The 23,704-nt window shown below is 45.7% G+C and carries 24 protein-coding genes, 2 rRNA genes and 2 other annotated features; all 26 genes read right to left on the bottom strand.

Annotation, left to right across the window (positions count from 1 at the left end; translation table 11 throughout):
* Positions 1 to 160 precede the first annotated feature (160 nt).
* The gene (locus tag L3V45_RS00680) at positions 161 to 766 is read right to left on the bottom strand and encodes a class I SAM-dependent methyltransferase (RefSeq protein WP_003156438.1); all 606 of its coding nucleotides are present in this window, start codon (positions 764 to 766) and stop codon (positions 161 to 163) included.
* A gap of 91 nt (positions 767 to 857) precedes the next feature.
* Entirely contained in the window at positions 858 to 1,229 is a 372-nt protein-coding gene (gene rplL, locus L3V45_RS00675) for a 50S ribosomal protein L7/L12 (RefSeq protein ID WP_003156436.1), read from the bottom strand.
* A 41-nt stretch (positions 1,230 to 1,270) separates the two neighbouring features.
* A complete protein-coding gene (rplJ, locus tag L3V45_RS00670; protein WP_003156433.1) occupies positions 1,271 to 1,771 on the bottom strand; it encodes a 50S ribosomal protein L10 in 501 nt (166 codons plus the stop codon).
* Between the two features lie 63 nt (positions 1,772 to 1,834).
* Positions 1,835 to 1,977: a sequence feature (ribosomal protein L10 leader region), on the bottom strand.
* Positions 1,978 to 2,025: 48 nt separating this feature from the next.
* Positions 2,026 to 2,724, bottom strand: coding sequence for a 50S ribosomal protein L1 (gene rplA / locus L3V45_RS00665; protein ID WP_003156431.1), 699 nt, complete (start codon positions 2,722 to 2,724; stop codon positions 2,026 to 2,028).
* A 94-nt stretch (positions 2,725 to 2,818) separates the two neighbouring features.
* The gene (gene rplK / locus L3V45_RS00660; protein ID WP_003156430.1) at positions 2,819 to 3,244 is read right to left on the bottom strand and encodes a 50S ribosomal protein L11; all 426 of its coding nucleotides are present in this window, start codon (positions 3,242 to 3,244) and stop codon (positions 2,819 to 2,821) included.
* Between the two features lie 167 nt (positions 3,245 to 3,411).
* The gene (nusG, locus tag L3V45_RS00655) at positions 3,412 to 3,945 is read right to left on the bottom strand and encodes a transcription termination/antitermination protein NusG (RefSeq protein ID WP_003156423.1); all 534 of its coding nucleotides are present in this window, start codon (positions 3,943 to 3,945) and stop codon (positions 3,412 to 3,414) included.
* Positions 3,946 to 4,109: 164 nt separating this feature from the next.
* Entirely contained in the window at positions 4,110 to 4,289 is a 180-nt protein-coding gene (gene secE, locus L3V45_RS00650) for a preprotein translocase subunit SecE (protein ID WP_003156422.1), read from the bottom strand.
* Positions 4,290 to 4,321: 32 nt separating this feature from the next.
* Positions 4,322 to 4,471, bottom strand: coding sequence for a 50S ribosomal protein L33 (gene rpmG / locus L3V45_RS00645; RefSeq protein ID WP_003156421.1), 150 nt, complete (start codon positions 4,469 to 4,471; stop codon positions 4,322 to 4,324).
* Between the two features lie 85 nt (positions 4,472 to 4,556).
* Complete coding sequence (gene sigH, locus L3V45_RS00640; RefSeq protein WP_003156415.1) at positions 4,557 to 5,213, bottom strand: RNA polymerase sporulation sigma factor SigH; 657 nt, start codon at positions 5,211 to 5,213, stop codon at positions 4,557 to 4,559.
* A 62-nt stretch (positions 5,214 to 5,275) separates the two neighbouring features.
* Positions 5,276 to 5,788 (bottom strand): ribosome-dependent mRNA decay endonuclease Rae1/YacP, encoded by a 513-nt coding sequence (gene rae1 / locus L3V45_RS00635; RefSeq protein WP_003156414.1) that lies wholly within the window; start codon positions 5,786 to 5,788, stop codon positions 5,276 to 5,278.
* Positions 5,789 to 5,794: 6 nt separating this feature from the next.
* Positions 5,795 to 6,544, bottom strand: coding sequence for a 23S rRNA (guanosine(2251)-2'-O)-methyltransferase RlmB (gene rlmB / locus L3V45_RS00630; protein WP_003156413.1), 750 nt, complete (start codon positions 6,542 to 6,544; stop codon positions 5,795 to 5,797).
* Positions 6,528 to 6,959: a Mini-ribonuclease 3 gene (locus L3V45_RS00625; RefSeq protein ID WP_003156412.1), complete on the bottom strand. Its 432-nt coding sequence runs from the start codon at positions 6,957 to 6,959 to the stop codon at positions 6,528 to 6,530. The genes rlmB and L3V45_RS00625 overlap by 17 nt, the downstream gene beginning before the upstream one ends.
* Positions 6,960 to 6,963: 4 nt before the next feature.
* A complete protein-coding gene (cysS, locus tag L3V45_RS00620) occupies positions 6,964 to 8,364 on the bottom strand; it encodes a cysteine--tRNA ligase (RefSeq protein WP_003156411.1) in 1,401 nt (466 codons plus the stop codon).
* On the bottom strand, positions 8,361 to 9,014 hold the full coding sequence (cysE, locus tag L3V45_RS00615; protein WP_003156410.1) for a serine O-acetyltransferase: 654 nt from the start codon (positions 9,012 to 9,014) through the stop codon (positions 8,361 to 8,363). Before cysE ends, cysS begins: the two co-directional genes overlap by 4 nt.
* Before the next feature lie 75 nt (positions 9,015 to 9,089).
* Positions 9,090 to 9,323, bottom strand: a binding site (T-box leader).
* Between the two features lie 2 nt (positions 9,324 to 9,325).
* The gene (gene gltX / locus L3V45_RS00610) at positions 9,326 to 10,777 is read right to left on the bottom strand and encodes a glutamate--tRNA ligase (protein ID WP_003156409.1); all 1,452 of its coding nucleotides are present in this window, start codon (positions 10,775 to 10,777) and stop codon (positions 9,326 to 9,328) included.
* Positions 10,778 to 10,868: 91 nt separating this feature from the next.
* On the bottom strand, positions 10,869 to 11,345 hold the full coding sequence (ispF, locus tag L3V45_RS00605) for a 2-C-methyl-D-erythritol 2,4-cyclodiphosphate synthase (RefSeq protein ID WP_003156407.1): 477 nt from the start codon (positions 11,343 to 11,345) through the stop codon (positions 10,869 to 10,871).
* Positions 11,338 to 12,036 (bottom strand): 2-C-methyl-D-erythritol 4-phosphate cytidylyltransferase, encoded by a 699-nt coding sequence (ispD, locus tag L3V45_RS00600; RefSeq protein ID WP_003156405.1) that lies wholly within the window; start codon positions 12,034 to 12,036, stop codon positions 11,338 to 11,340. The genes ispF and ispD overlap by 8 nt, the downstream gene beginning before the upstream one ends.
* Positions 12,037 to 12,048: 12 nt before the next feature.
* A complete protein-coding gene (locus tag L3V45_RS00595; RefSeq protein WP_003156403.1) occupies positions 12,049 to 13,149 on the bottom strand; it encodes a PIN/TRAM domain-containing protein in 1,101 nt (366 codons plus the stop codon).
* A gap of 113 nt (positions 13,150 to 13,262) precedes the next feature.
* Positions 13,263 to 14,345 carry a DNA integrity scanning diadenylate cyclase DisA gene (gene disA / locus L3V45_RS00590; RefSeq protein ID WP_003156401.1) on the bottom strand — a complete coding sequence of 361 codons (1,083 nt, stop codon included), beginning with the start codon at positions 14,343 to 14,345 and terminating at the stop codon, positions 13,263 to 13,265.
* Between the two features lie 3 nt (positions 14,346 to 14,348).
* A complete protein-coding gene (radA, locus tag L3V45_RS00585) occupies positions 14,349 to 15,728 on the bottom strand; it encodes a DNA repair protein RadA (protein ID WP_014304212.1) in 1,380 nt (459 codons plus the stop codon).
* A 93-nt stretch (positions 15,729 to 15,821) separates the two neighbouring features.
* On the bottom strand, positions 15,822 to 18,254 hold the full coding sequence (gene clpC, locus L3V45_RS00580) for an ATP-dependent protease ATP-binding subunit ClpC (protein WP_007410388.1): 2,433 nt from the start codon (positions 18,252 to 18,254) through the stop codon (positions 15,822 to 15,824).
* Positions 18,251 to 19,342, bottom strand: a complete 1,092-nt coding sequence (locus L3V45_RS00575) for a protein-arginine kinase McsB (RefSeq protein ID WP_003156398.1) — start codon at positions 19,340 to 19,342, stop codon at positions 18,251 to 18,253. Before L3V45_RS00575 ends, clpC begins: the two co-directional genes overlap by 4 nt.
* Positions 19,342 to 19,899: a protein-arginine kinase activator protein McsA gene (locus tag L3V45_RS00570; protein ID WP_003156397.1), complete on the bottom strand. Its 558-nt coding sequence runs from the start codon at positions 19,897 to 19,899 to the stop codon at positions 19,342 to 19,344. Before L3V45_RS00570 ends, L3V45_RS00575 begins: the two co-directional genes overlap by 1 nt.
* 13 nt (positions 19,900 to 19,912) lie before the next feature.
* The gene (gene ctsR / locus L3V45_RS00565; protein WP_003156396.1) at positions 19,913 to 20,377 is read right to left on the bottom strand and encodes a transcriptional regulator CtsR; all 465 of its coding nucleotides are present in this window, start codon (positions 20,375 to 20,377) and stop codon (positions 19,913 to 19,915) included.
* Positions 20,378 to 20,604: 227 nt separating this feature from the next.
* Positions 20,605 to 20,720 (bottom strand): 5S ribosomal RNA (gene rrf / locus L3V45_RS00560).
* A gap of 50 nt (positions 20,721 to 20,770) precedes the next feature.
* Positions 20,771 to 23,700: ribosomal RNA gene (locus L3V45_RS00555) — 23S ribosomal RNA — on the bottom strand.
* Positions 23,701 to 23,704: the final 4 nt, after the last annotated feature.

Genomic DNA, 23,704 nt, shown 5'->3' with positions numbered 1-23,704 from the left:
AAAGGGTTTCTAATTAAGAAAACCACATCCAAAAACAAATACCGATTTTATTAGCATTTCCATGTTTGTATAATTTATACATGCACTATGATTATTTGAGCATATCATGCAAAATATATACATTGGCATTTTACAATATTAACATAGCTGAAAATTCAAGTCAAACTTTTTTTGCTTTTATGATATAATAGCCTTTCTTTTTTTGAACCACAGAAACTTCGTCAAAAAGCTCCTTCAGTTTTTCAATGGCAGAAGGCCCGCCCTGTTTTTTCTGTATAACGATCCACAATTCACCTGAAGCCCTTAAATGCTCAGCGCTTTTTTCAAAAATGGCATGGACAACTTTTTTTCCGGCGCGGATTGGGGGGTTTGTAAGAATAGAAGCAAATGTTTGAGCAGAATCAATATTTGAAAATAAATCACTCTGATAAATCCGAACGTTTTTTATTCCGTTTTTTTCTGCATTTTCATTTGACAGCTCTACGGCTCTTTCATTCACGTCAATCATGTGCACGGTCCGGTCTGTAAATGCACCGGCGAGCGACAGACCGATCGGGCCGTAACCGCAGCCTGCATCCAGGAAGTCACCATCGATCTCCGGCTCTTCAAACGCTTCAATTAAGACACGCGAACCGAAATCAACTTCCTTTTTCGAGAAAACGCCGCTGTCACTTGTGAATGTATAAGATCTGTTCCGCAGTGTAAATGACCATGTCTGTTTATCGCTTTTAACTGAAGGTTTTTCTGAATAATAGTGTTCACTCATTATTAGAACCTCCTTTTTTAATTGCACTTAAAGAAAAGCAAAGAAAAAGCCCGCCTCATAAAAGCGAGCTTCCCCTACAGGCAAGTGAAGATTACTTAACTTCTACAGAAGCGCCAACTTCTTCAAGTTTAGCTTTAAGCTCTTCAGCTTCTTCTTTCGCAATACCTTCTTTAAGTGGTTTTGGAGTGTTGTCAACAAGTTCTTTAGCTTCTTTCAAGCCAAGACCAGTGATTTCACGAACAACTTTGATAACTTTGATTTTCTGAGAACCTGCACCAGCAAGGATAAGGTCGAATTCGCTTTGCTCTTCAGCAGCTCCGCCAGCAGCAGCTCCGCCAGCTACAGCTACAGGAGCAGCAGCAGTTACGCCAAATTCTTCTTCGATTGCTTTTACTAGGTCGTTCAATTCAAGTACAGTTGCTTCTTTAACGGAAGCAATGATTTCTTCGATATTTAAAGCCATTTGAAATTCCTCCATTTGTTTTATTTTAGGGTAAAATCAGATTAAGCGCCTTGTTCTTCCTTTTGGTCTGCAACTGCTTTAGCTGCAAGTGCAAGGTTGCGAACTGGAGCTTGAAGTACGCTAAGCAACATAGAAAGTAAGCCATCGCGTGAAGGAAGTTCAGCAAGAGCTTTCACTTCTTCAACAGAAGATACTTTTCCTTCGATAACGCCCGCCTTGATTTCCAGAGCTTCGTGATTTTTCGCGAACTCGTTAAGAACTTTTGCCGGAGCGACAACATCTTCAGTACTGAATGCGATCGCATTCGGTCCAGTTAAGACATCATTCAAACCATCAAGTTCAGCTTGTTCAACCGCACGGCGAGTCATTGTGTTTTTGTACACTTTGAACTCTACGTTAGCTTCGCGAAGCTGTTTACGGAGTTCAGTTACTTCAGAAACGTTAAGTCCGCGGTAGTCAACGATGATCGTTGATTTGCTTTCTTTCAGTTTAGAAGCAATCTCTTCAACAACAACTTTTTTTGTATCAATTGCGCTGCTCATGGTTACACCTCCTGTAGATTTTGTGTAACACTTATACCGCTAGGTGATCACGACTGTGACGACGATTTCATATAAAAAGCCTCCATGTGGACATGGAGGCTGTATATACAAGCATACGTAACGTAATAGCTGTGATATATATACACCTCGGCAGGATATTAAGCCTCAACGGCCCCTGCTGTCTACGGTATAAATGACATATTATATTTTACAACATTTTGAATCATATCAGAATGCTGATCTAAAGTCAAATATTATTTTACGTTGAAAGTAGAAGCGTCTACTTTGACACCAGGGCCCATAGTAGAAGTAACGGCAACGTTTTTCACGTAAACACCTTTAGCCGCAGCCGGTTTTGCTTTCAGGATTGTATCATACATTGTTGTGAAGTTCTCAACAAGTTTTTCATCCTCGAAAGAAACTTTTCCGATCGGAACATGGATGTTACCAGCTTTGTCAACGCGGTATTCTACTTTACCAGCTTTGATTTCGCCGATTGCTTTTTCTACTTCGAATGTAACAGTTCCTGTTTTAGGGTTTGGCATAAGACCTTTTGGTCCAAGCACACGGCCGATTTTACCGACTTCACCCATCATGTCAGGAGTCGCAACGATTACATCGAATTCGAACCAGCCTTGCTGGATTTTCGCGATGTAATCAGAATCGCCGACGTAGTCTGCACCGGCAGCTTCAGCTTCTTTTGCTTTTTCGCCTTTAGCGAATACAAGCACGCGCTGAGTTTTACCAGTTCCGTTAGGAAGTACAACTGCACCGCGGATTTGCTGATCGTTTTTACGAGGGTCAACCCCTAAACGAAAAGCAACTTCAACTGTAGCGTCGAATTTAGCTGTGTTTGTTTTTTTAGTAAGCGCCACTGCTTCAGCGACGTCGTAAGCTTTCGCACGGTCTACAAGCTTCGCAGCTTCAACGTACTTTTTACCTTTTTTAGCCATTTTAAAATTTCCTCCTTATGTGGTTATAGCGGAATAACCTCCCACGAATAAGGGTTGCGAACTTGTGAAAACTCGCAACCCGACAAGAAACAAATTAATCCTCGATAACGATACCCATACTGCGGGCAGTACCTTCAACCATGCGCATTGCCGCTTCAACGTCTGCTGCGTTTAAGTCAGGCATTTTCGTTTCAGCGATTTCGCGAACCTTATCGCGCTTAACGGTTGCCACTTTATTACGGTTTGGTTCACCAGAACCAGACTCAATTCCAGCTGCTTTTTTAAGCAATACTGCAGCAGGCGGAGTTTTTGTAATAAATGTAAATGAACGGTCTTCGTAAACCGAAATTTCAACAGGAATGATTAAACCAGCTTGGTCAGCTGTACGAGCGTTAAACTCCTTACAGAATCCCATGATATTTACACCGGCTTGACCTAGTGCAGGTCCAACTGGCGGCGCTGGGTTAGCTTTTCCAGCAGGAATTTGCAATTTTACAACTTTTACTACTTTTTTAGCCACGAGACACACCTCCTTAAGTCCGTGATGTGGTAATAGGGTAAACCCTCCCACTCAAGGTTTCATTCTTTATATGAATGACGAAATATCAAGCTAGCTGCCTTGGATTAGTCCAAGACGTACCTTTGCTATATTATCATTAATATATAGCAATTTCAAGTTTTTTCACATTACAATTTGTCGATCTGGGTAAATTCCAGCTCAACCGGCGTTTCACGGCCGAACATGTTAACGAATACTTTCACTTTGCTCTTATCATAATCAATCTCTTCAATTGATCCTGTAAAGTTGGCGAAAGGTCCGTCTATGACTTTGACTGTCTCATTCAATTCAAAATCAATGTCGGTTTTCCGCTCATCCATGCCCATCCGCTTTAAGATGGTTTCTGCTTCGCCAGGAAGAAGCGGAGTCGGCTTTGAGCCTGAACCGGCTGATCCGACGAATCCGGTAACGCCCGGCGTGTTGCGGACCACATACCAGGAATCATCAGTCATGACGATTTCAACAAGCACATAACCCGGGAACACTTTCTTTTTGACTACTTTTTTCTTGCCGTTCTTAATATCAGTCTCTTCCTCTTCAGGGACGACAACGCGGAAAATTTTATCCTGCATTCCCATTGATTCCACACGTTTTTCAAGGTTCGCTTTTACTTTGTTTTCATAACCGGAATACGTATGAACAACATACCAATTCTTTTCCATTCTATCAGGACTCTGCAGTCCTTCCCTCCCCGCATTTAAAAATGAAGTGTAAAACAAAAAATAGGCTCAGAGCCTATGAATCCTTTTTTCAACACAATAAAAAACCCGCTGAACGGGTTTTGGCAAACGATATTATGATCTATTATAGCACGTATTGCTGATCATTATTCAACTATTAAACGAATTAATTGAGAAATTCCTGTATCAAGGAGGGCAAAAAAGATAACAAAAAAGATAACCGTTGAAATCACCGTGATCGTATAGCGCGTTAACTCTTTGCCTTTAGGCCAGCTAACCTTTTTCATTTCTTTCCCAACATCTTTAAAGAAACTCATCATGCGCATGTAAAAGACCTCCACAATTTAAAAAGCGAACACTATTTTGTTTCTAAATGAGCTGTATGTGAATTGCAAGTGCTGCAGTACTTCTTAACTTCTAACCGCTCAGCCGCTGATGCAGAGCTTTTCATTGTCGTATAATTACGATTTCCGCATGTTTTGCATGCCAGCGTAATCTTTTTTCTCATGTCGTTACACCTTTTCCTAAACAATCATTTATCTTAATAAAATAGCACAGTCAGAAAAATTCTGTCAATATGACACAGATACCCGCTACAGACTGATTTCTCTTATTTCCAAATACTTTTCAAGCTTGCGCTTCACGCGCTGCAGGGCATTATCGATTGATTTTACGTGTCGGTTTAAATCATCTGAAATTTCCTGGTAACTTCTTCCGTCCAAGTACAGAACAAGCACCTTTCTCTCCAGATCGCTCAGCAGTTCTCCCATTTTCATTTCGATATCATCAAATTCTTCCTGATTAATAATCATCTCTTCAGGATTTAACGTTTTAGCGCCTGAAATGACATCAAGCAGTGTTCTGTCAGATTCTTCATCAAAAATAGGTTTGTCTAAAGAAACATAGGAATTTAAAGGAATGTGTTTCTGACGGGTAGCTGTCTTTATTGCGGTAATAATCTGGCGGGTAATGCATAATTCTGCAAAAGCTTTAAATGAAGTAAGCTTGTCTTCTCTAAAGTCTCGGATAGACTTATATAAGCCTATCATCCCTTCCTGTACAATATCTTCTCTGTCGGCCCCTATTAAAAAATAAGACCTTGCTTTCGCCCGTACAAAATTACGGTACTTCGTAATCAAGTAATCTAACGCATCACTATCCCCAACATGAACCTTTTCAATGACCTGCTCGTCCTCCAACTGGCAAAATTGCACTTTGTTGAACTTTCCCTTGCTGTTCTGTAGATTCACTGCGATCCCCCCGGCGCACGTAGATAGAAATATTATACATTAATGGGCGAAAAAGCGTCAACCTAATCCAGACCGCCTCGGCGCCACTTTTCAAACGTTTTCAAAACCTCTTCGGACAGCTCGATTTTACCCGGTGGTTTTTCAGAAGTGATCTTTGAAACCCGCCTTTGAATCCGCCGTTCTATCGTATCCACTTCCCTCAGAAGCTCCCGGGCGGATTTACGGAGAGCCCCTTGTCCGAAAATCGCCCACTGCTCCGTATAATCGGAGGTTGCGACATGAATCTGTGTCGCAATATTATTCAGCGCCTGGGCAAGCTTCTCGATCCGCTCATCCGCCGTCTCATTCTCCCTTGTAAAAATCACTTCGACTCTGTGATTCGTTTGTTTTTTCTCTATGCCTTTTACCAGATGTGCGTCAAACACCACAATGACTCTGATTCCCGTGTAGGACTGATATTCCGCCATCTTCTGGATCAGTACATCTCTCGCTTCTTCAAAACTGTTCGCTTTTAAATCCTTTAGCTGCGGCCAAGCTCCAATCATGTTGTATCCGTCTACTAACAGGATGTCCATCTGTCTTTATTCCCCTAAAGGATTGCGCTTCCGGTAGACTTCATACATGAGAAGGCCGGCCGCTACCGACGCATTCAGAGACGTGACTTTTCCGGCCATCGGAAGTTTAATGAGAAAATCACATTTCTCTTTCACAAGCCGGCCCATTCCTCTGCCTTCGCTTCCGATAACGAGCGCCAAAGGCATCTTGCCGTCCATAGAGCGGTAGTCTTCCCGGGCGGATGCATCCGTTCCGACGACCCAAATCCCCCGCTCCTTCATTTCATCAAGTGTCCGGGCAAGGTTGGTCACCTTCACGACGGGAATGTGTTCAATCGCACCGGTCGAAGCTTTTGCGACCGTCGATGTCAGTCCGACCGCTCTGCGTTTCGGAATCACAATGCCGTGTGCACCGACAGCGTCAGCCGTTCTCATGATGGAACCGAGATTATGAGGGTCTTCCAGCTCGTCCAATATGAGAAAGAAAGGCTGTTCGTTTCTCTCTTCCGCTCTTTTATATAATTCGTCTAATTGTGCATATTCATATGCCGCCACCTGGGCGACAACACCCTGATGCTGCCCCTCCACCATCTGATCGAGTTTTTTCCTCGGTACAAATTGAATGGTGACGCCGCGCTTTTTAGCAAGCTCCATAACTTGCTGCGCCTGTCCTTTTACTGTGTTTTCCGCCATCCATAACTTATACAGCTTGCGATCTGACTTTAACGTCTCAATCACAGCGTTTTTTCCTATGACGTAATCATGTTGCTGACTCATTTGTTTTCCTCCCTGACGTCCCGACTTGTATAGCCTCAGCAATCAGCTGATTCAGTCTTTCTTCTCTTTTCTCAAGAAAAAGGTATCCGAGTAAAGCCTCAAAAGCTGTACTATGGCGGTACGTCTGTACATCTGTGTTTTTAGGCGTCGTCCCTGATTTCGCGTTTCTGCCTCTTCTCAGCACGGCTTCCTCTTCCTCCGTGAAAAAGGATTCGTCCTGAAGGCGGAACAATATGTCTGCTTGTGATTTTGCCGATACAATCCGGCTCGCCTTCTTATGAAGGTCATTCGGTTTCGTAAAGCCCTGCTTAAGCAGGTGATGCCGGACGTATATTTCAAAAATGGCATCACCCATATAAGCAAGCGCAAGACCGTTTAACTGCTTTGAATCTTTGATTTGTTCAAATTGAAGCATCCGCTTATTCTCCCCGCTTCCAGCGAGTTCCCTGGGCTGTATCTTCAAGAATGATATTCATGCTTTTCAGCTGATCGCGAATCTGGTCTGACAAAGCGAAATCGCGATTGCGGCGGGCTTCATTTCTCTTCTCAATCAACTCTTCAATCTCTTCGTCGACAAGCTCTTCTTCGCCGAGCGTAAGTCCGAGAACAGATCCGATTCTGTCAAACATGCTGATAAAGGCTTTAATGACGTGATCCGCCGTATTGTCTTCCTGCATGTAGTAATTGGCGAGCTTCGCCAGATCAAACCAAACGGAAATCGCATTCGCCGTATTAAAATCATCATCCATTGCTTCTTCAAACGCAGTGCGGTGCTCTTCGATTTTAGCGAGCCATTCCTCATCATTGTCAGTCAGATTCGTGCTGCTAATCAAACGATGGTTTAAATTACTGTATGCCGTCTTGAGGCGGTTAAACGCGTTTTTTGTTTTCTCAAGCAGCTCTTCCGAATAGTTGATCGGGTGGCGGTAATGAACGGACAGCATGAAAAATCTCAAAAGCTGCGGGTCATATTGCTTAATGATATCGTGCACCAAAACAAAGTTGCCGAGCGATTTTGACATTTTCTCATTATCGATATTGATATATCCGTTGTGAAGCCAGTATTTTGCGAATGTCTTGCCTGTTAATGCTTCAGATTGCGCGATTTCGTTTTCATGGTGCGGGAATGTCAGGTCCTGACCGCCGGCGTGAATATCGATTTCGTCACCCAAATACTTTTTCACCATTGCGGAGCATTCAATATGCCAGCCCGGGCGGCCTTTTCCCCAAGGGCTATCCCATGAAATTTCTCCGTCCTTAGCAGCTTTCCAAAGCGCAAAGTCCAGCGCATCCTCTTTCTTCTCGCCGACACGAATACGCGCGCCTGATCTGAGTTCATCAATTGATTGTTGAGATAGCTTGCCGTAGCCTTCGAAGGCCCTTGTTTTGAAATAGACGTCGCCTTCTGATTCATAAGCGTAGCCTTTTTTAATCAGCTCGCTGACAAATTCAATAATGGCGTCCATGTTTTCCATGACCCGGGGGTGAAGATCCGCTTTCCGGCATCCGAGGGCGCCCACGTCTTCAAAATACGCTTTAATGAACCGTTCAGAAACGGTCGGGACGTCCTCGCCGAGCTCGTTGGCCGCTTTAATCAGTTTGTCGTCAACATCGGTGAAATTCGATACGTATTGAACATCGTATCCTTTATACTCCAAATAGTTGCGTACGGTATCATACACAATCGCCGGACGAGCGTTTCCGATATGAATATAGTTGTATACAGTAGGTCCGCACACGTACATTTTTACTTTGCCTTCCTCAAGAGGAACAAATGTTTCCTTTTTCCGTGTCAATGTATTATAAAGTGTAATGGTCATTTTTGGTTGATCCTTTCTTTTTTATCTTCCAGTTCAGCCTGCAGTTCAAAAATCTGCTGCTCCAATGCTCTAAACCGGTCAGCAACCGGATCGGGCAAGTCTTGGTGATTGAGATCGCGTTTGATTTTTCTTCCGTTCTGAATGACGACTTTCCCCGGTATGCCGACAACGGTCGAAAAGTCGGGAACATCACGAAGCACAACGGAGCCGGCCCCTACTTTAGAACCCTGCCCGACCGTAATAGAGCCGAGCACCTTCGCTCCGGTTGCAATTAAAGCATCATCTTTTATGGTCGGATGCCGCTTCCCCTTTTCTTTTCCCGTTCCCCCGAGAGTGACACCTTGGAATACCGTCACGTTATTGCCGATTTCACACGTTTCCCCTATGACGACCCCCATACCGTGGTCAATGAAAAACCTTCTCCCGATGGTCGCGCCGGGATGGATTTCAATTCCGGTAAAGAAACGGGCAATCTGTGATATCAGGCGCGCCAGGAAGAAAAATCTCCGTTTATATAAAGCATGTGCAATCCGATGCGCCCATATAGCATGTAAACCAGAATAAGTTAAAACAACTTCGAAATAGCTTCTTGCTGCCGGATCTTGATCGAACACTGTATCTATGTCTTCTTTTAGCATTTTAAAAAACACATGCTTCCCCCCATTCTCTCCCCGCTCCAGTCTGTTTTTCCGCCTATAAAAAAAAGCGCCTCTGCATGTAAACATGACAGAGACGCTTTTACCGCGCGGTTCCACTCTGTTTGAAAAACAAGTCACTGTTTTCCCAACTTAAAAGCCGGTAACGGCGGCGGCCGCCTTTAAATACTGATTTCCGCAGAAATGTTCTTCAAAGGTCTTAAGGGCGCACTTCTAAAACATGACGCATGAATCTCTCTCAGCCGATGAAGATTCTTTCTGTAATGGTCATTGTTTTATACTCTTCCCTGTCAACAATCGTATATTTAAATGCTTTTCAGGCGTCTGACGGCTGTTTCTCTGCCGATCAGCTCAATGGCCTGCGGAAGCTCCGGACCGTGTGTCTGACCGGTAACCGCTACACGAATCGGCATGAACAGCTTTTTGCCTTTATGGCCTGTTTCTTTCTGAACAGCTTTGATTGAGGCTTTGATCAGCTCAGGCGTAAATTCTTCAAGCTCTTCAAGCTTCGCAGCAAATACGCTGAGCACTTCAGGCACCTGTTCTTCTTCCAGAACGGCTTTTGCCTCTTGATTATACTCGATCTCATCTTTAAAGAACAAATCAGTAAGCTCGACAATTTCAGCGCCGTAGCTCAATTGCTCATGGTAAAGAGAGATTAATTTACGAACCCATTCCTGTTCTTCGGCAGAAAGCTCAGTGCCGACTTTTCCTGCTTTTTGCAGGTGCGGCAGGGTCAGCTCAACCACTTGATCAAGATCCAGCGCTTTGACGTATTGGTTGTTGACCCATTTCAGTTTATGCATATCAAACAGAGCCGGTGACTTAGACAAACGATTTACATCAAAAATTTCAATGAATTGTTCTCTTGTGAAAAGCTCTTCTTCACCGACGGGAGACCAGCCGAGAAGTCCGATAAAGTTAAACAGCGCTTCAGGCAGGTAACCCAGCTCATCATACTGCTCAATAAACTGGATAATTGATTCATCACGTTTACTTAATTTTTTGCGGCTTTCGTTTACGATAAGCGTCATATGTCCGAAGACAGGAATATCCCAGCCGAATGCCTGGAAAATCATGATCTGTTTCGGTGTATTTGAAATGTGATCCTCACCGCGGAGCACGTGCGTCATTTTCATTAAGTAATCGTCAATCGCGACGGCAAAGTTATACGTCGGTGTTCCGTCTTTTTTGACGATGACAAAGTCGCCGATGCCGTCTGATTCAAAAGAAATCTCGCCTTTTACGATATCGTTAAATGAGATGATTTTCCCTTCCGGCACGCGGAAACGGATGCTCGGCTGTCTGCCTTCGGCTAAAAACTGCTCCTGCTCTTCCTGAGTCAGGTTTCTGTGTTTGCCGGAATAGCGCGGCATTTCCCCGCGGGCGATTTGCTCTTCACGTTCTTTTTCAAGTTCTTCTTCCGTACAGAAACATTTATAAGCAAGCCCTTTTTCAAGAAGCTCTTCATAGTACTCTTTGTAAATGTCGTTACGCTCAGACTGGCGGTACGGGCCGTATTCTCCGCCGACATCCACACTTTCATCCCAGTCCATGCCGAGCCATTTCAAATAATTGAGCTGACTTTGCTCTCCGCCTTCAATATTTCGCTTTTTGTCCGTATCCTCAATCCGGATAATAAACTTTCCGCCTTGGCTGCGGGCAAATAAATAGTTAAAAAGCGCCGTTCTGGCGTTACCGATATGCAAATGTCCGGTCGGACTCGGTGCATAACGAACGCGTACTTCATTTCCCATGTTCAAATACTTCCTTTCATCTCGTCTGTAGCCTCTAGCCGAATATATGTATCTATTCTACCACCAAATAGACCCGGCATCAAAACAATGATCAGGCTTTTTGAATCAGAACGGTTGCCTGAGCGGCAATTCCTTCGGCTCTTCCGGTAAACCCGAGCTTTTCAGTCGTCGTCGCTTTTACGTTTACTTGAGAGACGTCCGCCTCAAGGCCTTCCGCTATCCGTTTTCTCATAGCATCAATATGCGGCGCCATTTTCGGCTTTTGCGCAATAATCGTGCAGTCTATATTTCCGAGTACGTACCCTTTTTCTTTTACAATGTTCCAGACATGCTGAAGCAGCTTAAAAGAATCAGCATCCTTGAATTCCGGATCAGTATCCGGGAAATGCTTGCCGATATCTCCTTCACCTGCCGCTCCGAGACACGCGTCTGCGACTGTATGCAGCAATACATCAGCATCTGAATGTCCGAGCAGTCCCTTTTCATAAGGAATTTCAATTCCGCCGATGATGAGCGGACGGCCTTCCGTTAATTGATGCACATCAAATCCTTGTCCGATTCTAAACATTATGATTCCCACTTTCCGCTTTCATGATTGCTTCCGCAAATATCAGGTCATCCGGCGTTGTCAGCTTAATATTGGTATAGCTGCCTTCAACGATACTCACCTGATATCCATCAAGACGCTCGACGAGGCTGGCGTCATCCGTACCTAAGAAGCCTTTGTTTTCCGCTTCCATATGCGCCGTCTTCAATAAAGAAAGACGAAAAGCTTGCGGCGTTTGAACGGCCCACAAGCTTGAACGATCAAAGGTCTCCGCAGCCCGGGAGCCTTCCGCCCGTTTTATCGTGTCTTTCACAGGAACAGCCAGGACAGCCGCTCCCGCCTCCTCTGCTGTTTCAACGAGCTTATCGATATGCTGATGTGTGACAAACGGGCGCGCTCCGTCATGAACAAGGACGACCGATTCCTTATCAATCACTTTCAGTCCTTCGTATACACTGTGCTGACGCTCCGCACCTCCGGTAACAAGCTCAATTTCCGTCTGAATCGGAAATTGGGCCAGCAGCTGGCGAAAATCTTCCCGTTCACTCTCGTTTATCACCAGGATTATTTTCTGACAGGGTGCGTGGCTTTCAAAAACCCGCAGTGTGTGTATAATAACGGGCGCACCTTTTAAGCTGATGAACAGCTTATTTTTCCCGGCCTTCATCCGTTTTCCTTGTCCGGCAGCCGGAATAACGACAACATACTCCATATGAACTCCCTCTTAAAGAGCTTTCTCAAGCAGCTTGGGCTTGGCAAAAATCATTCGTCCCGCCGCTGTCTGCAGTACGCTGGTTACGAGCACATCAATATGTTTCCCTATATAATTGCGGCCTTCTTCCACAACAATCATCGTGCCGTCATCCAAGTAAGCCACACCTTGATTATGCTCTTTCCCGTCCTTAATCACCTGCACATTCATCTCTTCGCCCGGAAGCACAACCGGCTTCACCGCGTTTGCAAGGTCATTAATATTCAGTACCGCAACCTTTTGAAGCTCGCATACTTTATTTAAATTAAAATCATTCGTCACAACGACACCGGATGTCAGCTTCGCAAGTTTGACAAGCTTGCTGTCAACCTCCTGAATGTCTTCGAAGTCGCCTTCATAAATTTCAACCGTAATATCCAGTTCCTTTTGAATGCGATTCAAGATATCCAGTCCGCGGCGTCCTCTGTTACGTTTTAAAACATCTGAAGAATCAGCGATATGCTGTAATTCCTCCAGCACAAATTGAGGAATGACAATGACGCCTTCTAAAAAGCCCGTCTGACAAATATCTGCAATTCTCCCATCAATAATAACACTTGTATCCAAGATTTTCAGCCTTTTATCCTGTTCTTCCTGCTCCTCATCAGCACTTCCCTTTTTCTTCTGCATTCTTGCAGAAATGGAGAAAAGACTGATCAGTTCATCCTTTTTCTTAAATCCGACTTGGAAGCCCAGATAACCGAGAAAGAAAGCCAGAAAGACCGGAATGATGGTGCTGAATATACGGTACGGAATATTGTCCAACGGAATCACGTTTACAATGAGGTATGCGATGATAAGTCCAAAAACCAATCCGAGACTCCCGAATAACAGATCCGGCACCGGAGCTCTCAGCAAAGAATCTTCAATCCATTTTACCCAATTAATCACATATTCTGTCGTCCATATACTGATGAGAAAAAAGATAATAGCACCAATTGCAGCAGACGTATATGCGTTTGTTATTAAAGGTATGTCCTGTATATTTGACAGCACAAACAATTCAGGTATTAAAAAGATCCCGACAACGCCGCCCACAATAATGAAGAACGCCTGAACTATTCGTTTTAACATACCTCCACCTCCTTTTAAGTAGCATTTTTTCAGCAGACTGTCAGAGCCTACAAATTCAGAATAAACAAAAACTAACAATAATATACCCGGATTCCGACAGGTTTAAGCGATACTTAAAGCTGTCTATCTATATAGTGTTTTTCCTGAAGGCGTTTTAAGCCTTTTTTGATTTTTTGGGCGCGCACTTCGCCGATACCCTCGACATCATCAAGCTCTTCTACAGTGGCTTCCGTTATGCTGGGCAAAAATCCGAACGCTTCAACCACATTTTCAACAATCGGCATCGGCAGACGCGGAATTTTGTTCAGCAGCCTGTAGCCTCTCGGGAGCACATAATCATCAAGATTCGTAGAAGCCGGGTATCCAAGCAGTTTAAACAGAATGGAATCATCCAGCAGATCATAGCTGGACATATCCTGGAGCTCTTTTAACAGCACGAACGGATCTTTGATTTTTTCTTTGACATAGTCTTTGATGAAAAGTGCCGCCTCTTCTTCCATGTCCGTAATCAGTTCAATCACCTGCAGACGGATTAAGTGGCCTTCCGTTCCGAGTTCTTTAATATACATATTGATTTCATTTTTTATTCGGAGCACCATTTCATACCGATGCATGACAGACAGCACGTCACTGAATGTCACAAGCTCCTCAAACTCTAATGCGTTTAGAGCCGTAATTGTTTTGTCTAAAATGGTTTTATACTTCTCGAGCGTTTGAATGGCCTGATTTGCCTTTGTTAAAATAAAACCTATGTCCTTTAGTGTGTACTTCATGCTGTCCTGATATAACGTAATGACATTTCTGCGCTCAGAAATGGCGATGACGAGACAGCCGGTCTGCTTCGCCACCCGTTCCGCCGTACGGTGCCTCATTCCCGTTTCTGAAGAAGAAATGGTCGCCTCCGGCATAAGCTGCGTATTCGCATAAAGAATTTTCTGGCCGGAATCACTTAAAATAATGGCACCGTCCATTTTGGCCAACTCGTATAAGTGAGCGGGCGCAAATGATGTATTAATATGAAAACCGCCATCCACGACTTGCTTTACCTTATCATTGTATCCGACAACAATCAGGCCGCCTGTATTTGCCCGAAGTACATTCTCTATCCCGGCTCTGAGCGGGGTGCCCGGTGCAACGAACTGCAGAATTGCAGACAGGTCAAGCTCTTGTTTCGCCCCTTTTTTCTCTTTTTCCATCTATTATGATCCTCCTAATGAAGTACGAAGCGCTTCTGCAACATTTGCTACTCCGACAACCTCAATCCCTTTTGGTATTGTCCACCCGTCTGCATTCGCCTCAGGTATGATCATGCGCTTGAAGCCGAGTTTCGCCGCTTCTTTTACGCGCTGTTCGATTCTTGACACCCTGCGGACTTCTCCTGTCAGTCCCACTTCACCGATAAAGCAATCTGCGGGATTCGGCGGTGTATCTCTGAAGCTTGAGGCAATGCTGACGGCTACTGCCAAATCAATCGCCGGTTCATCCAGTTTGACCCCGCCGGCGACTTTTAAATATGCATCTTGATTTTGAAGCAAAAGACCCACCCGCTTCTCAAGCACAGCCATAATTAACGATACCCTGTTGTGGTCAATGCCTGTAGCCATGCGGCGCGGGTTTCCAAAACTGGTCGGTGATATGAGCGCCTGGATTTCAACCAGAATCGGTCTCGTTCCTTCCATTGACGCAACGATACTCGAACCCGATGCCCCGGCAGAACGCTCTTCCAAGAAAATTTCAGAAGGGTTGAGCACTTCCGTAAGCCCCTCTTCCCGCATTTCAAAGATGCCCATTTCATTTGTTGAGCCGAAACGGTTTTTTACGGCCCGCAAAATACGGAATGTATGATGCCGCTCTCCTTCAAAGTATAGAACGGTATCGACCATGTGCTCAAGCAATCTCGGCCCTGCGATCGATCCTTCTTTTGTGACGTGTCCGACGATAAAAATAGGTATGCCGTTTGTTTTCGCGATTTTCATCAATTCGGCCGTACACTCTCTTACTTGTGATACACTGCCGGGAGCCGAGGTGATATCACTTTGGTAAACGGTCTGAATGGAGTCTACGACAACAAATGCGGGTTTCATCTCTTGTATAGCAGACGAAATATACTCCATATCGGTTTCAGATAAAACATGTAACATTTGGCTGTTGATGCCAAGTCTGTCGGCGCGCAGCTTCGTTTGCTTCACGGATTCTTCCCCTGAAATGTAAAGCACGCTGCCGGCCGTATCTGCTAATTGTGCGGATACTTGGAGAAGGAGCGTGGATTTTCCGATCCCGGGATCGCCGCCGATCAATACTAACGAGCCTTTCACAACGCCGCCGCCAAGCACTCTGTTGAATTCTTCGAGCTTTGTTTGAACGCGGGGTTCTTCTGATGTTTCAATTGATGTAATGGGTGATGGTTTCTGGACGGTTTGAACGGAGTGGGAGAAAGCCGCCCGCCGATTCGCCGGCGCTTTTTTTATGGTTTCTTCCACCATTGTATTCCAAGCCCCGCAGCCCGGGCACTTTCCCATCCATTTTGCGGATTCATAACCGCATGAGTGGCAGATGAATTTTGTTTTTGATTTAGCCATATATGTTGTAAGACCTCTTCCTTATCGAATATTTCTCTATATAACAAAGTGAGGCATACACTCGCTTACGTATGCCTCATGTTTGTCACTATATTAGTTCGTTTTAGCAGTTGTTTTTACGACAAATTCGCCGTCCTCAACATCAAGAACAATGTGCTGGCCTTTATCAATATTGCCTCTGAGGAGTTCTTCTGATAACCGGTCCTCCACATGCTTTTGAATCGCTCTTCTTAACGGGCGTGCGCCGTATTCCAAATCGACGCCCTCTTCTGCTACTTTTGCTTTGGCAGCATCCGTCAGCTCGATAGAGAGATCTTGTTCTTTCAGACGTTTTGTTAACTGATCAGACATAAGCGACACGATGTCTGTAAGATGTTTTTTCTCAAGGGAGTGGAAGACGATAATTTCGTCAATCCGGTTGATAAACTCAGGTCTGAAGGCACGCTTCAGCTCTCCCATGACTTTGTCTTTCATGTCTTTATGGTTTTGTGATTCATCCTGGACATTGAAGCCCACATATTTGTTGCGCTTCAGCTCGCTCGCCCCGACGTTTGACGTCATAATCAGGATCGTGTTGCGGAAATCCACAGTGCGTCCTTTTGAATCAGTCAAGCGTCCGTCTTCAAGCACTTGCAGGAGAATGTTAAACACATCAGGGTGTGCTTTTTCAATTTCATCAAGCAATACGACAGAGTAAGGTTTTCTTCTCACTTTTTCTGTCAGCTGGCCGCCTTCATCATAGCCGACATATCCCGGAGGAGAACCGACAAGACGTGAAGTCGAGTGTTTCTCCATGTATTCGGACATATCCACTCTGATCATCGCTTCCTCATCACCGAAAATGGATTCCGCCAGCGCTCTTGCCAGCTCTGTCTTCCCAACGCCTGTAGGGCCTAAGAAGATGAATGAACCAATCGGACGTTTCGGGTCCTTCAGTCCGGCTCTTGCACGTCTGACAGCCTTTGCCACGGCTACAACGGCTTCATCCTGGCCGATGACGCGGGAATGCAGAATGCTTTCCATATTGAGAAGCTTATCTGTTTCCGTTTGGGCAATTTTAGATACGGGCACCCCGGTCCAGCTGGATACAACCATCGCGATATCCTCTACAGAAACTTCGGAGTTCTCCTGGCCTTGTTTTTCTTTCCAGGTTTTTTTCGTGTCTTCCACCTGTTCTCTCAGGCGCTGCTCCGTATCACGAAGGGAAGCCGCTTTTTCAAACTCCTGGCTCTGAACGGCAGCGTCTTTTTCCTTGCGAACTTCATCGAGTTTCTGCTCAAGCTCTTTTAAGTTCGGAGGCGTTGTGAAAGAACGGAGACGCACTTTTGAACCGGCTTCATCAATTAAATCGATCGCTTTATCCGGAAGGAAGCGGTCAGAAATATAACGGTCGGACAATTTAACCGCGGCTTCGATCGCTTCATCGGTAATGGATACGCGGTGATGCGCTTCATAGCGGTCACGGAGCCCTTTTAAAATTTGAATGCTTTCATCGGCTGACGGCTGATCCACCTGAATCGGCTGGAAACGGCGCTCGAGAGCCGCGTCTTTTTCGATATATTTACGGTATTCATCAAGCGTTGTGGCACCGATGCATTGAAGCTCTCCGCGGGCCAGTGAAGGTTTTAAGATATTCGATGCATCAATCGCACCTTCTGCTCCCCCCGCTCCGATCAGTGTATGCAGTTCGTCAATGAATAAAATAATATTGCCGGCCTGACGTATTTCATCCATTACTTTTTTCAAGCGGTCTTCAAATTCTCCGCGGTATTTCGTACCGGCTACAACCGTACCCATGTCTAACGTCATTACGCGTTTATCACGTAAAATTTCCGGCACTTCATTATTGATGATCTGCTGTGCGAGGCCTTCAGCAATCGCAGTTTTACCTACACCCGGTTCTCCGATAAGAACGGGATTATTTTTCGTTCTGCGGCTTAATACCTCAATAACACGCTGAATTTCTTTGCTTCGCCCGATAACCGGATCAAGACTGTCTTCCTTCGCAATCGCAGTTAAATCACGCGCCAGACTGTCAAGCGTCGGCGTGTTTGCATTGCTGTTGGTACCGGATGCAGAAGACCCCGTCTCATTGCTTCCCAGAAGCTGCAGCACTTGCTGTCTCGCTTTATTCAAGCTGACACCGAGATTATTCAGAACTCTCGCCGCCACGCCTTCTCCTTCACGGATCAATCCGAGAAGTATGTGTTCTGTTCCCACATAAGAATGTCCTAGCTTTCTGGCTTCATCCATGCTGAGCTCAATGACTTTTTTTGCTCTTGGCGTATAATGAATCGTTTGAGACATTTCCTGTCCCCGTCCGATTAAGCTCTCCACTTCTTTCTGAATTTTATCCGAACCGAGTCCGAGTGCTTGGAGTGCTTTAGCCGCAATCCCTTCTCCTTCACGAACCAGACCTAATAAGATATGTTCAGTTCCAATATTGTTATGGCCTAAGCGCAGTGCTTCCTCCTGTGCCAGTGCCAATACCTTTTGAGCTCGCTCTGTAAACCTTCCAAACATCATATCGAATCATCCTCCTGTCTATTTGCACTCATTTCTAAATGCAGCCTTTCCCTGATAAGCGCCGCTCTTCTCGCGTCTCTTTCGTTCGGCCGTAATGCACCGCCCGAATATTGCTGGAGAAAACCCGGCTGTGTCAAAATCATCAGTTCATTAAGTATATTGCTTGATAGCCCTTTGATGATCCCAAGGTCTATCCCCAGCCGAACGTCAGAAAGGCATTTCGCCGTTTCCTTTGATTCAATCATACGGCAGTTGGATAAAACGCCGTAAGATCTGAATACCCGGTCCTCCAATTCAATTTTCGAAGTTTGGTAAAGCGCTTCTCGGGCTGAACGTTCCTGCTCAATCAGCTGGGCAGCCACACTGTTTAAATCATCTACAATGTCCTGTTCTGATTTTCCGAGTGTGATTTGATTTGAAATTTGAAAGATATTTCCTAATGCTTCGCTGCCTTCACCGTAAATTCCTCTAACAACTAAGCCTAATTGGTTAATTGCCGGTATAATTCGATTCATTTGCCTAGTTAATACAAGGCCCGGCAAATGCATCATGACTGAAGCCCTTAGTCCCGTCCCTACATTTGTAGGACAGCTTGTTAAGTACCCTCTCTTCTCTCCAAAGGCGTAATCCACTTTCTCCTCAATCCAGTCATCAACCTGGTTTGCCGCTTTTATGGCATTGAGAAGCTGGAAGCCGGGGAAGAGGCATTGAATTCTGATATGATCTTCTTCATTTAACATAATGCTGACTTCTTCATTTTCAGAAAGCAGACAGCCGCCAAAAGGAGATTCTGTTAAATTCGGGCTGATCAGATGTTTCTCCATCAGCACCCGTTTTTCCAAAGGCTGAGCTTCACTCATTCTGATTAAATGAAATTGACCGATATCAGGCAGTTCCTTACCTGAAAAATGATCTTCGAATTGCTGAATGATGGATGAGGCTTCTTCATTCGTATACCGGGCGGGAAACTTTATATTTTCAAAGTTTCGGGCCAACCGTATACGGCTGCTGAGTACAATGTCACTTTCAGGTCCCTTTTGCTTCATCCAATTGCTTAGTGCGTCCTGAATAAAATGCTTGAGCGACATTACCCTTGTTCCCCCTCACTGTCTGTACTTTTTAATTCCTGCTCTAACGATCGGATCTGATCCCTGACCTCCGCTGCTCTTTCAAACTCTTCGTGGTGTATTAAAGATTCAAGTTCTTTTTTTAACATTTCCATTTGCCGTCTTACATGCAGGTTTCCGCCTATTCGTTTTGGAATTTTCCCGGCATGCACCGTATTCCCGCTGTGAACTTTTCGCAAGATCGGCGTAATTTGGCTGTAGAACGTATCGTAACATTCCGCACAGCCGAAACGCCCTGTTTTTCTCAGCTGCTGAAACGTCATACCGCATTTCTTACAAGCTGTGCCTTGCTCTGAGTAGCCGAACATTTGAGAACCGGTGTTTTGAAATGAGGACTCCATATTCAGCAGCCCTGATAATAAATTATGAATCGAGAACCCTTGGTTTCCACTTATACTGTATGAATCGCTATTTTCTTTTGCACATTGTTCACAAATATGAACTTCTTGCTTTTCTCCATTAACAACTTTCGTAAAGTGAAAAGTGGCCGGTCTCTCATTGCATTCTTGACAAATCAATCTTTTCACCCGCTTACTTTAGTTTTAAAGATGTGAGCATTGCTTTCATCATTCTGGCTCTTAGTTCATCCCGTTCGGGCAAATCAATATATAGAACTGAACGATCCATTACACTCACCATCATTTTAGCTTCTCTTTCCGAAATAACTCCGTCCTCTAACAGTCTGAGAATAATGTCATCAGAGGCTGCCTGGGACAAGTGGGTATGAATCTGCGAAATAATATTATTGATGAGGACGACTTCGTTATTCATTTTAATTTTGATAATACGAATATAACCGCCGCCTCCCCGTTTACTTTCAACAATATATCCTCTTTCACTTGTAAATCTGGTGTTGATGACATAATTTATTTGGGAAGGAACACATTGAAATTTATCAGCGATTTCACTGCGTTTGATCTCTAAAATTTCTTTGCCATTTTGATCTAATACTTGTTTCAAGTACTGTTCAATGATGTCAGAAATATTATGTCCCACTCAACCCCCTCCTTTATTGACTTTGACTATATTTGACTTTAATCTTACTATAAGGTGTTTCGCAAAATTTTTCAACTGTATCGCTCTATCTCTATTATTTCCACTTTACACAAGCATAAAACCTGCTTTTGCAAAAAGCCATATCGTTACTTTTCTCATACTATATAACGTATGCAGAAAAACACAAAAAAGGCAGCTCATGATGAGCTGCCTTTACCGTAATGATAGCTTGGCGGCGTCCTACTCTCACAGGGGGAAACCCCCGACTACCATCGGCGCTGAAGAGCTTAACTTCCGTGTTCGGCATGGGAACGGGTGTGACCTCTTCGCTATCGCCACCAAACCATTGAGAGTGTTCTCTCAAAACTAGATAACAGTAAGCATACATTCAAATTGGTTAAGTCCTCGATCGATTAGTATCTGTCAGCTCCATGTGTCGCCACACTTCCACCTCAGACCTATCAACCTGATCATCTTTCAGGGATCTTACTTCCTTGCGGAATGGGAAATCTCATCTTGAGGGGGGCTTCATGCTTAGATGCTTTCAGCACTTATCCCGTCCGCACATAGCTACCCAGCGATGCCCTTGGCAGAACAACTGGTACACCAGCGGTGCGTCCATCCCGGTCCTCTCGTACTAAGGACAGCTCCTCTCAAATTTCCTGCGCCCGCGACGGATAGGGACCGAACTGTCTCACGACGTTCTGAACCCAGCTCGCGTACCGCTTTAATGGGCGAACAGCCCAACCCTTGGGACCGACTACAGCCCCAGGATGCGATGAGCCGACATCGAGGTGCCAAACCTCCCCGTCGATGTGGACTCTTGGGGGAGATAAGCCTGTTATCCCCGGGGTAGCTTTTATCCGTTGAGCGATGGCCCTTCCATGCGGAACCACCGGATCACTAAGCCCGACTTTCGTCCCTGCTCGACTTGTAGGTCTCGCAGTCAAGCTCCCTTGTGCCTTTACACTCTGCGAATGATTTCCAACCATTCTGAGGGAACCTTTGGGCGCCTCCGTTACCTTTTAGGAGGCGACCGCCCCAGTCAAACTGCCCACCTGACACTGTCTCCCCGCCCGATAAGGGCGGCGGGTTAGAAGGTCAATACAGCCAGGGTAGTATCCCACCGATGCCTCCACCGAAGCTGGCGCTCCGGTTTCCAAGGCTCCTACCTATCCTGTACAAGCTGTACCAACATTCAATATCAGGCTGCAGTAAAGCTCCACGGGGTCTTTCCGTCCTGTCGCGGGTAACCTGCATCTTCACAGGTACTATAATTTCACCGAGTCTCTCGTTGAGACAGTGCCCAGATCGTTGCGCCTTTCGTGCGGGTCGGAACTTACCCGACAAGGAATTTCGCTACCTTAGGACCGTTATAGTTACGGCCGCCGTTTACTGGGGCTTCAATTCGCACCTTCGCTTACGCTAAGCGCTCCTCTTAACCTTCCAGCACCGGGCAGGCGTCAGCCCCTATACTTCGCCTTACGGCTTCGCAGAGACCTGTGTTTTTGCTAAACAGTCGCCTGGGCCTATTCACTGCGGCTCTCTCGGGCTTGCACCCTAACAGAGCACCCCTTCTCCCGAAGTTACGGGGTCATTTTGCCGAGTTCCTTAACGAGAGTTCTCTCGATCACCTTAGGATTCTCTCCTCGCCTACCTGTGTCGGTTTGCGGTACGGGCACCTCTCACCTCGCTAGAGGCTTTTCTTGGCAGTGTGGAATCAGGAACTTCGCTACTATAATTCGCTCGCCATCACAGCTCAGCCTTCACGGGAAACGGATTTGCCTATTTCCCAGCCTAACTGCTTGGACGCGGATATCCAATACCGCGCTTACCCTATCCTCCTGCGTCCCCCCATTGCTCAAATGGTGAGGAGGTGGTACAGGAATATCAACCTGTTATCCATCGCCTACGCCTTTCGGCCTCGGCTTAGGTCCCGACTAACCCTGAGCGGACGAGCCTTCCTCAGGAAACCTTAGGCATTCGGTGGAGGGGATTCTCACCCCTCTTTCGCTACTCATACCGGCATTCTCACTTCTAAGCGCTCCACAAGTCCTTCCGGTCTTGCTTCACAGCCCTTAGAACGCTCTCCTACCACTGTTCGAAGAACAGTCCGCAGCTTCGGTGATACGTTTAGCCCCGGTACATTTTCGGCGCAGAGTCACTCGACCAGTGAGCTATTACGCACTCTTTAAATGGTGGCTGCTTCTAAGCCAACATCCTGGTTGTCTAAGCAACTCCACATCCTTTTCCACTTAACGTATACTTTGGGACCTTAGCTGGCGGTCTGGGCTGTTTCCCTTTCGACTACGGATCTTATCACTCGCAGTCTGACTCCCAAGGATAAGTCATCGGCATTCGGAGTTTGACTGAATTCGGTAACCCGGTAGGGGCCCCTAGTCCAATCAGTGCTCTACCTCCGAGACTCTTACCTTGAGGCTAGCCCTAAAGCTATTTCGGAGAGAACCAGCTATCTCCAGGTTCGATTGGCATTTCACCCCTACCCACACCTCATCCCCGCACTTTTCAACGTGCGTGGGTTCGGGCCTCCATTCAGTGTTACCTGAACTTCACCCTGGACATGGGTAGATCACCTGGTTTCGGGTCTACGACCACGTACTCAATTCGCCCTATTCAGACTCGCTTTCGCTGCGGCTCCGCATCTTCTGCTTAACCTTGCACGGGATCGTAACTCGCCGGTTCATTCTACAAAAGGCACGCCATCACCCGTTAACGGGCTCTGACTACTTGTAGGCACACGGTTTCAGGATCTCTTTCACTCCCCTTCCGGGGTGCTTTTCACCTTTCCCTCACGGTACTGGTTCACTATCGGTCACTAGGGAGTATTTAGCCTTGGGAGATGGTCCTCCCGGATTCCGACGGAATTTCACGTGTTCCGCCGTACTCAGGATCCACTCAGGAGAGAACGAAGTTTTGACTACAGGGCTGTTACCTCCTATGGCGGGCCTTTCCAGACCTCTTCATCTACCTCGTTCCTTTGTAACTCCGTACAGAGTGTCCTACAACCCCAAGAGGCAAGCCTCTTGGTTTGGGCTGGTCCCGTTTCGCTCGCCGCTACTCAGGGAATCGCATTTGCTTTCTCTTCCTCCGGGTACTTAGATGTTTCAGTTCCCCGGGTCTGCCTTCTCATATCCTATGTATTCAGATATGGATACCACTCCATTACGAGTGGTGGGTTTCCCCATTCGGAAATCTCCGGATCAAAGCTTGCTTACAGCTCCCCGAAGCATATCGGTGTTCGTCCCGTCCTTCATCGGCTCCTAGTGCCAAGGCATCCACCGTGCGCCCTTTCTAACTTAACCGTTA

The organism is Bacillus sp. R45 (assembly GCF_021729365.1).
Classification (GTDB): domain Bacteria; phylum Bacillota; class Bacilli; order Bacillales; family Bacillaceae; genus Bacillus; species Bacillus velezensis.
The sequence above is the reverse complement of the archived record's forward strand: the minus strand, read 5'-3'. Positions and strand labels throughout refer to the sequence as shown.

Bases quoted from the DNA above. Each gene is read 5' to 3' on its own strand.
- L3V45_RS00680 (WP_003156438.1), bottom strand. From the start codon at position 766: ATGAGTGAACACTATTATTCAGAAAAACCTTCAGTTAAAAGCGATAAA.
- rplL (WP_003156436.1), bottom strand. From the start codon at position 1,229: ATGGCTTTAAATATCGAAGAAATCATTGCTTCCGTTAAAGAAGCAACT.
- rplJ (WP_003156433.1), bottom strand. From the start codon at position 1,771: ATGAGCAGCGCAATTGATACAAAAAAAGTTGTTGTTGAAGAGATTGCT.
- rplA (WP_003156431.1), bottom strand. From the start codon at position 2,724: ATGGCTAAAAAAGGTAAAAAGTACGTTGAAGCTGCGAAGCTTGTAGAC.
- nusG (WP_003156423.1), bottom strand. From the start codon at position 3,945: ATGGAAAAGAATTGGTATGTTGTTCATACGTATTCCGGTTATGAAAAC.
- secE (WP_003156422.1), bottom strand. From the start codon at position 4,289: ATGCGCATGATGAGTTTCTTTAAAGATGTTGGGAAAGAAATGAAAAAG.
- rpmG (WP_003156421.1), bottom strand. From the start codon at position 4,471: ATGAGAAAAAAGATTACGCTGGCATGCAAAACATGCGGAAATCGTAAT.
- rae1 (WP_003156414.1), bottom strand. From the start codon at position 5,788: ATGGACATCCTGTTAGTAGACGGATACAACATGATTGGAGCTTGGCCG.
- rlmB (WP_003156413.1), bottom strand. From the start codon at position 6,544: ATGAGTCAGCAACATGATTACGTCATAGGAAAAAACGCTGTGATTGAG.
- L3V45_RS00625 (WP_003156412.1), bottom strand. From the start codon at position 6,959: ATGCTTCAATTTGAACAAATCAAAGATTCAAAGCAGTTAAACGGTCTT.
- cysS (WP_003156411.1), bottom strand. From the start codon at position 8,364: ATGACCATTACACTTTATAATACATTGACACGGAAAAAGGAAACATTT.
- gltX (WP_003156409.1), bottom strand. From the start codon at position 10,777: ATGGGAAATGAAGTACGCGTTCGTTATGCACCGAGTCCGACCGGACAT.
- ispF (WP_003156407.1), bottom strand. From the start codon at position 11,345: ATGTTTAGAATCGGACAAGGATTTGATGTGCATCAATTAACGGAAGGC.
- ispD (WP_003156405.1), bottom strand. From the start codon at position 12,036: ATGGAGTATGTTGTCGTTATTCCGGCTGCCGGACAAGGAAAACGGATG.
- L3V45_RS00595 (WP_003156403.1), bottom strand. From the start codon at position 13,149: ATGTTAAAACGAATAGTTCAGGCGTTCTTCATTATTGTGGGCGGCGTT.
- disA (WP_003156401.1), bottom strand. From the start codon at position 14,345: ATGGAAAAAGAGAAAAAAGGGGCGAAACAAGAGCTTGACCTGTCTGCA.
- radA (WP_014304212.1), bottom strand. From the start codon at position 15,728: ATGGCTAAATCAAAAACAAAATTCATCTGCCACTCATGCGGTTATGAA.
- clpC (WP_007410388.1), bottom strand. From the start codon at position 18,254: ATGATGTTTGGAAGGTTTACAGAGCGAGCTCAAAAGGTATTGGCACTG.
- L3V45_RS00575 (WP_003156398.1), bottom strand. From the start codon at position 19,342: ATGTCGCTCAAGCATTTTATTCAGGACGCACTAAGCAATTGGATGAAG.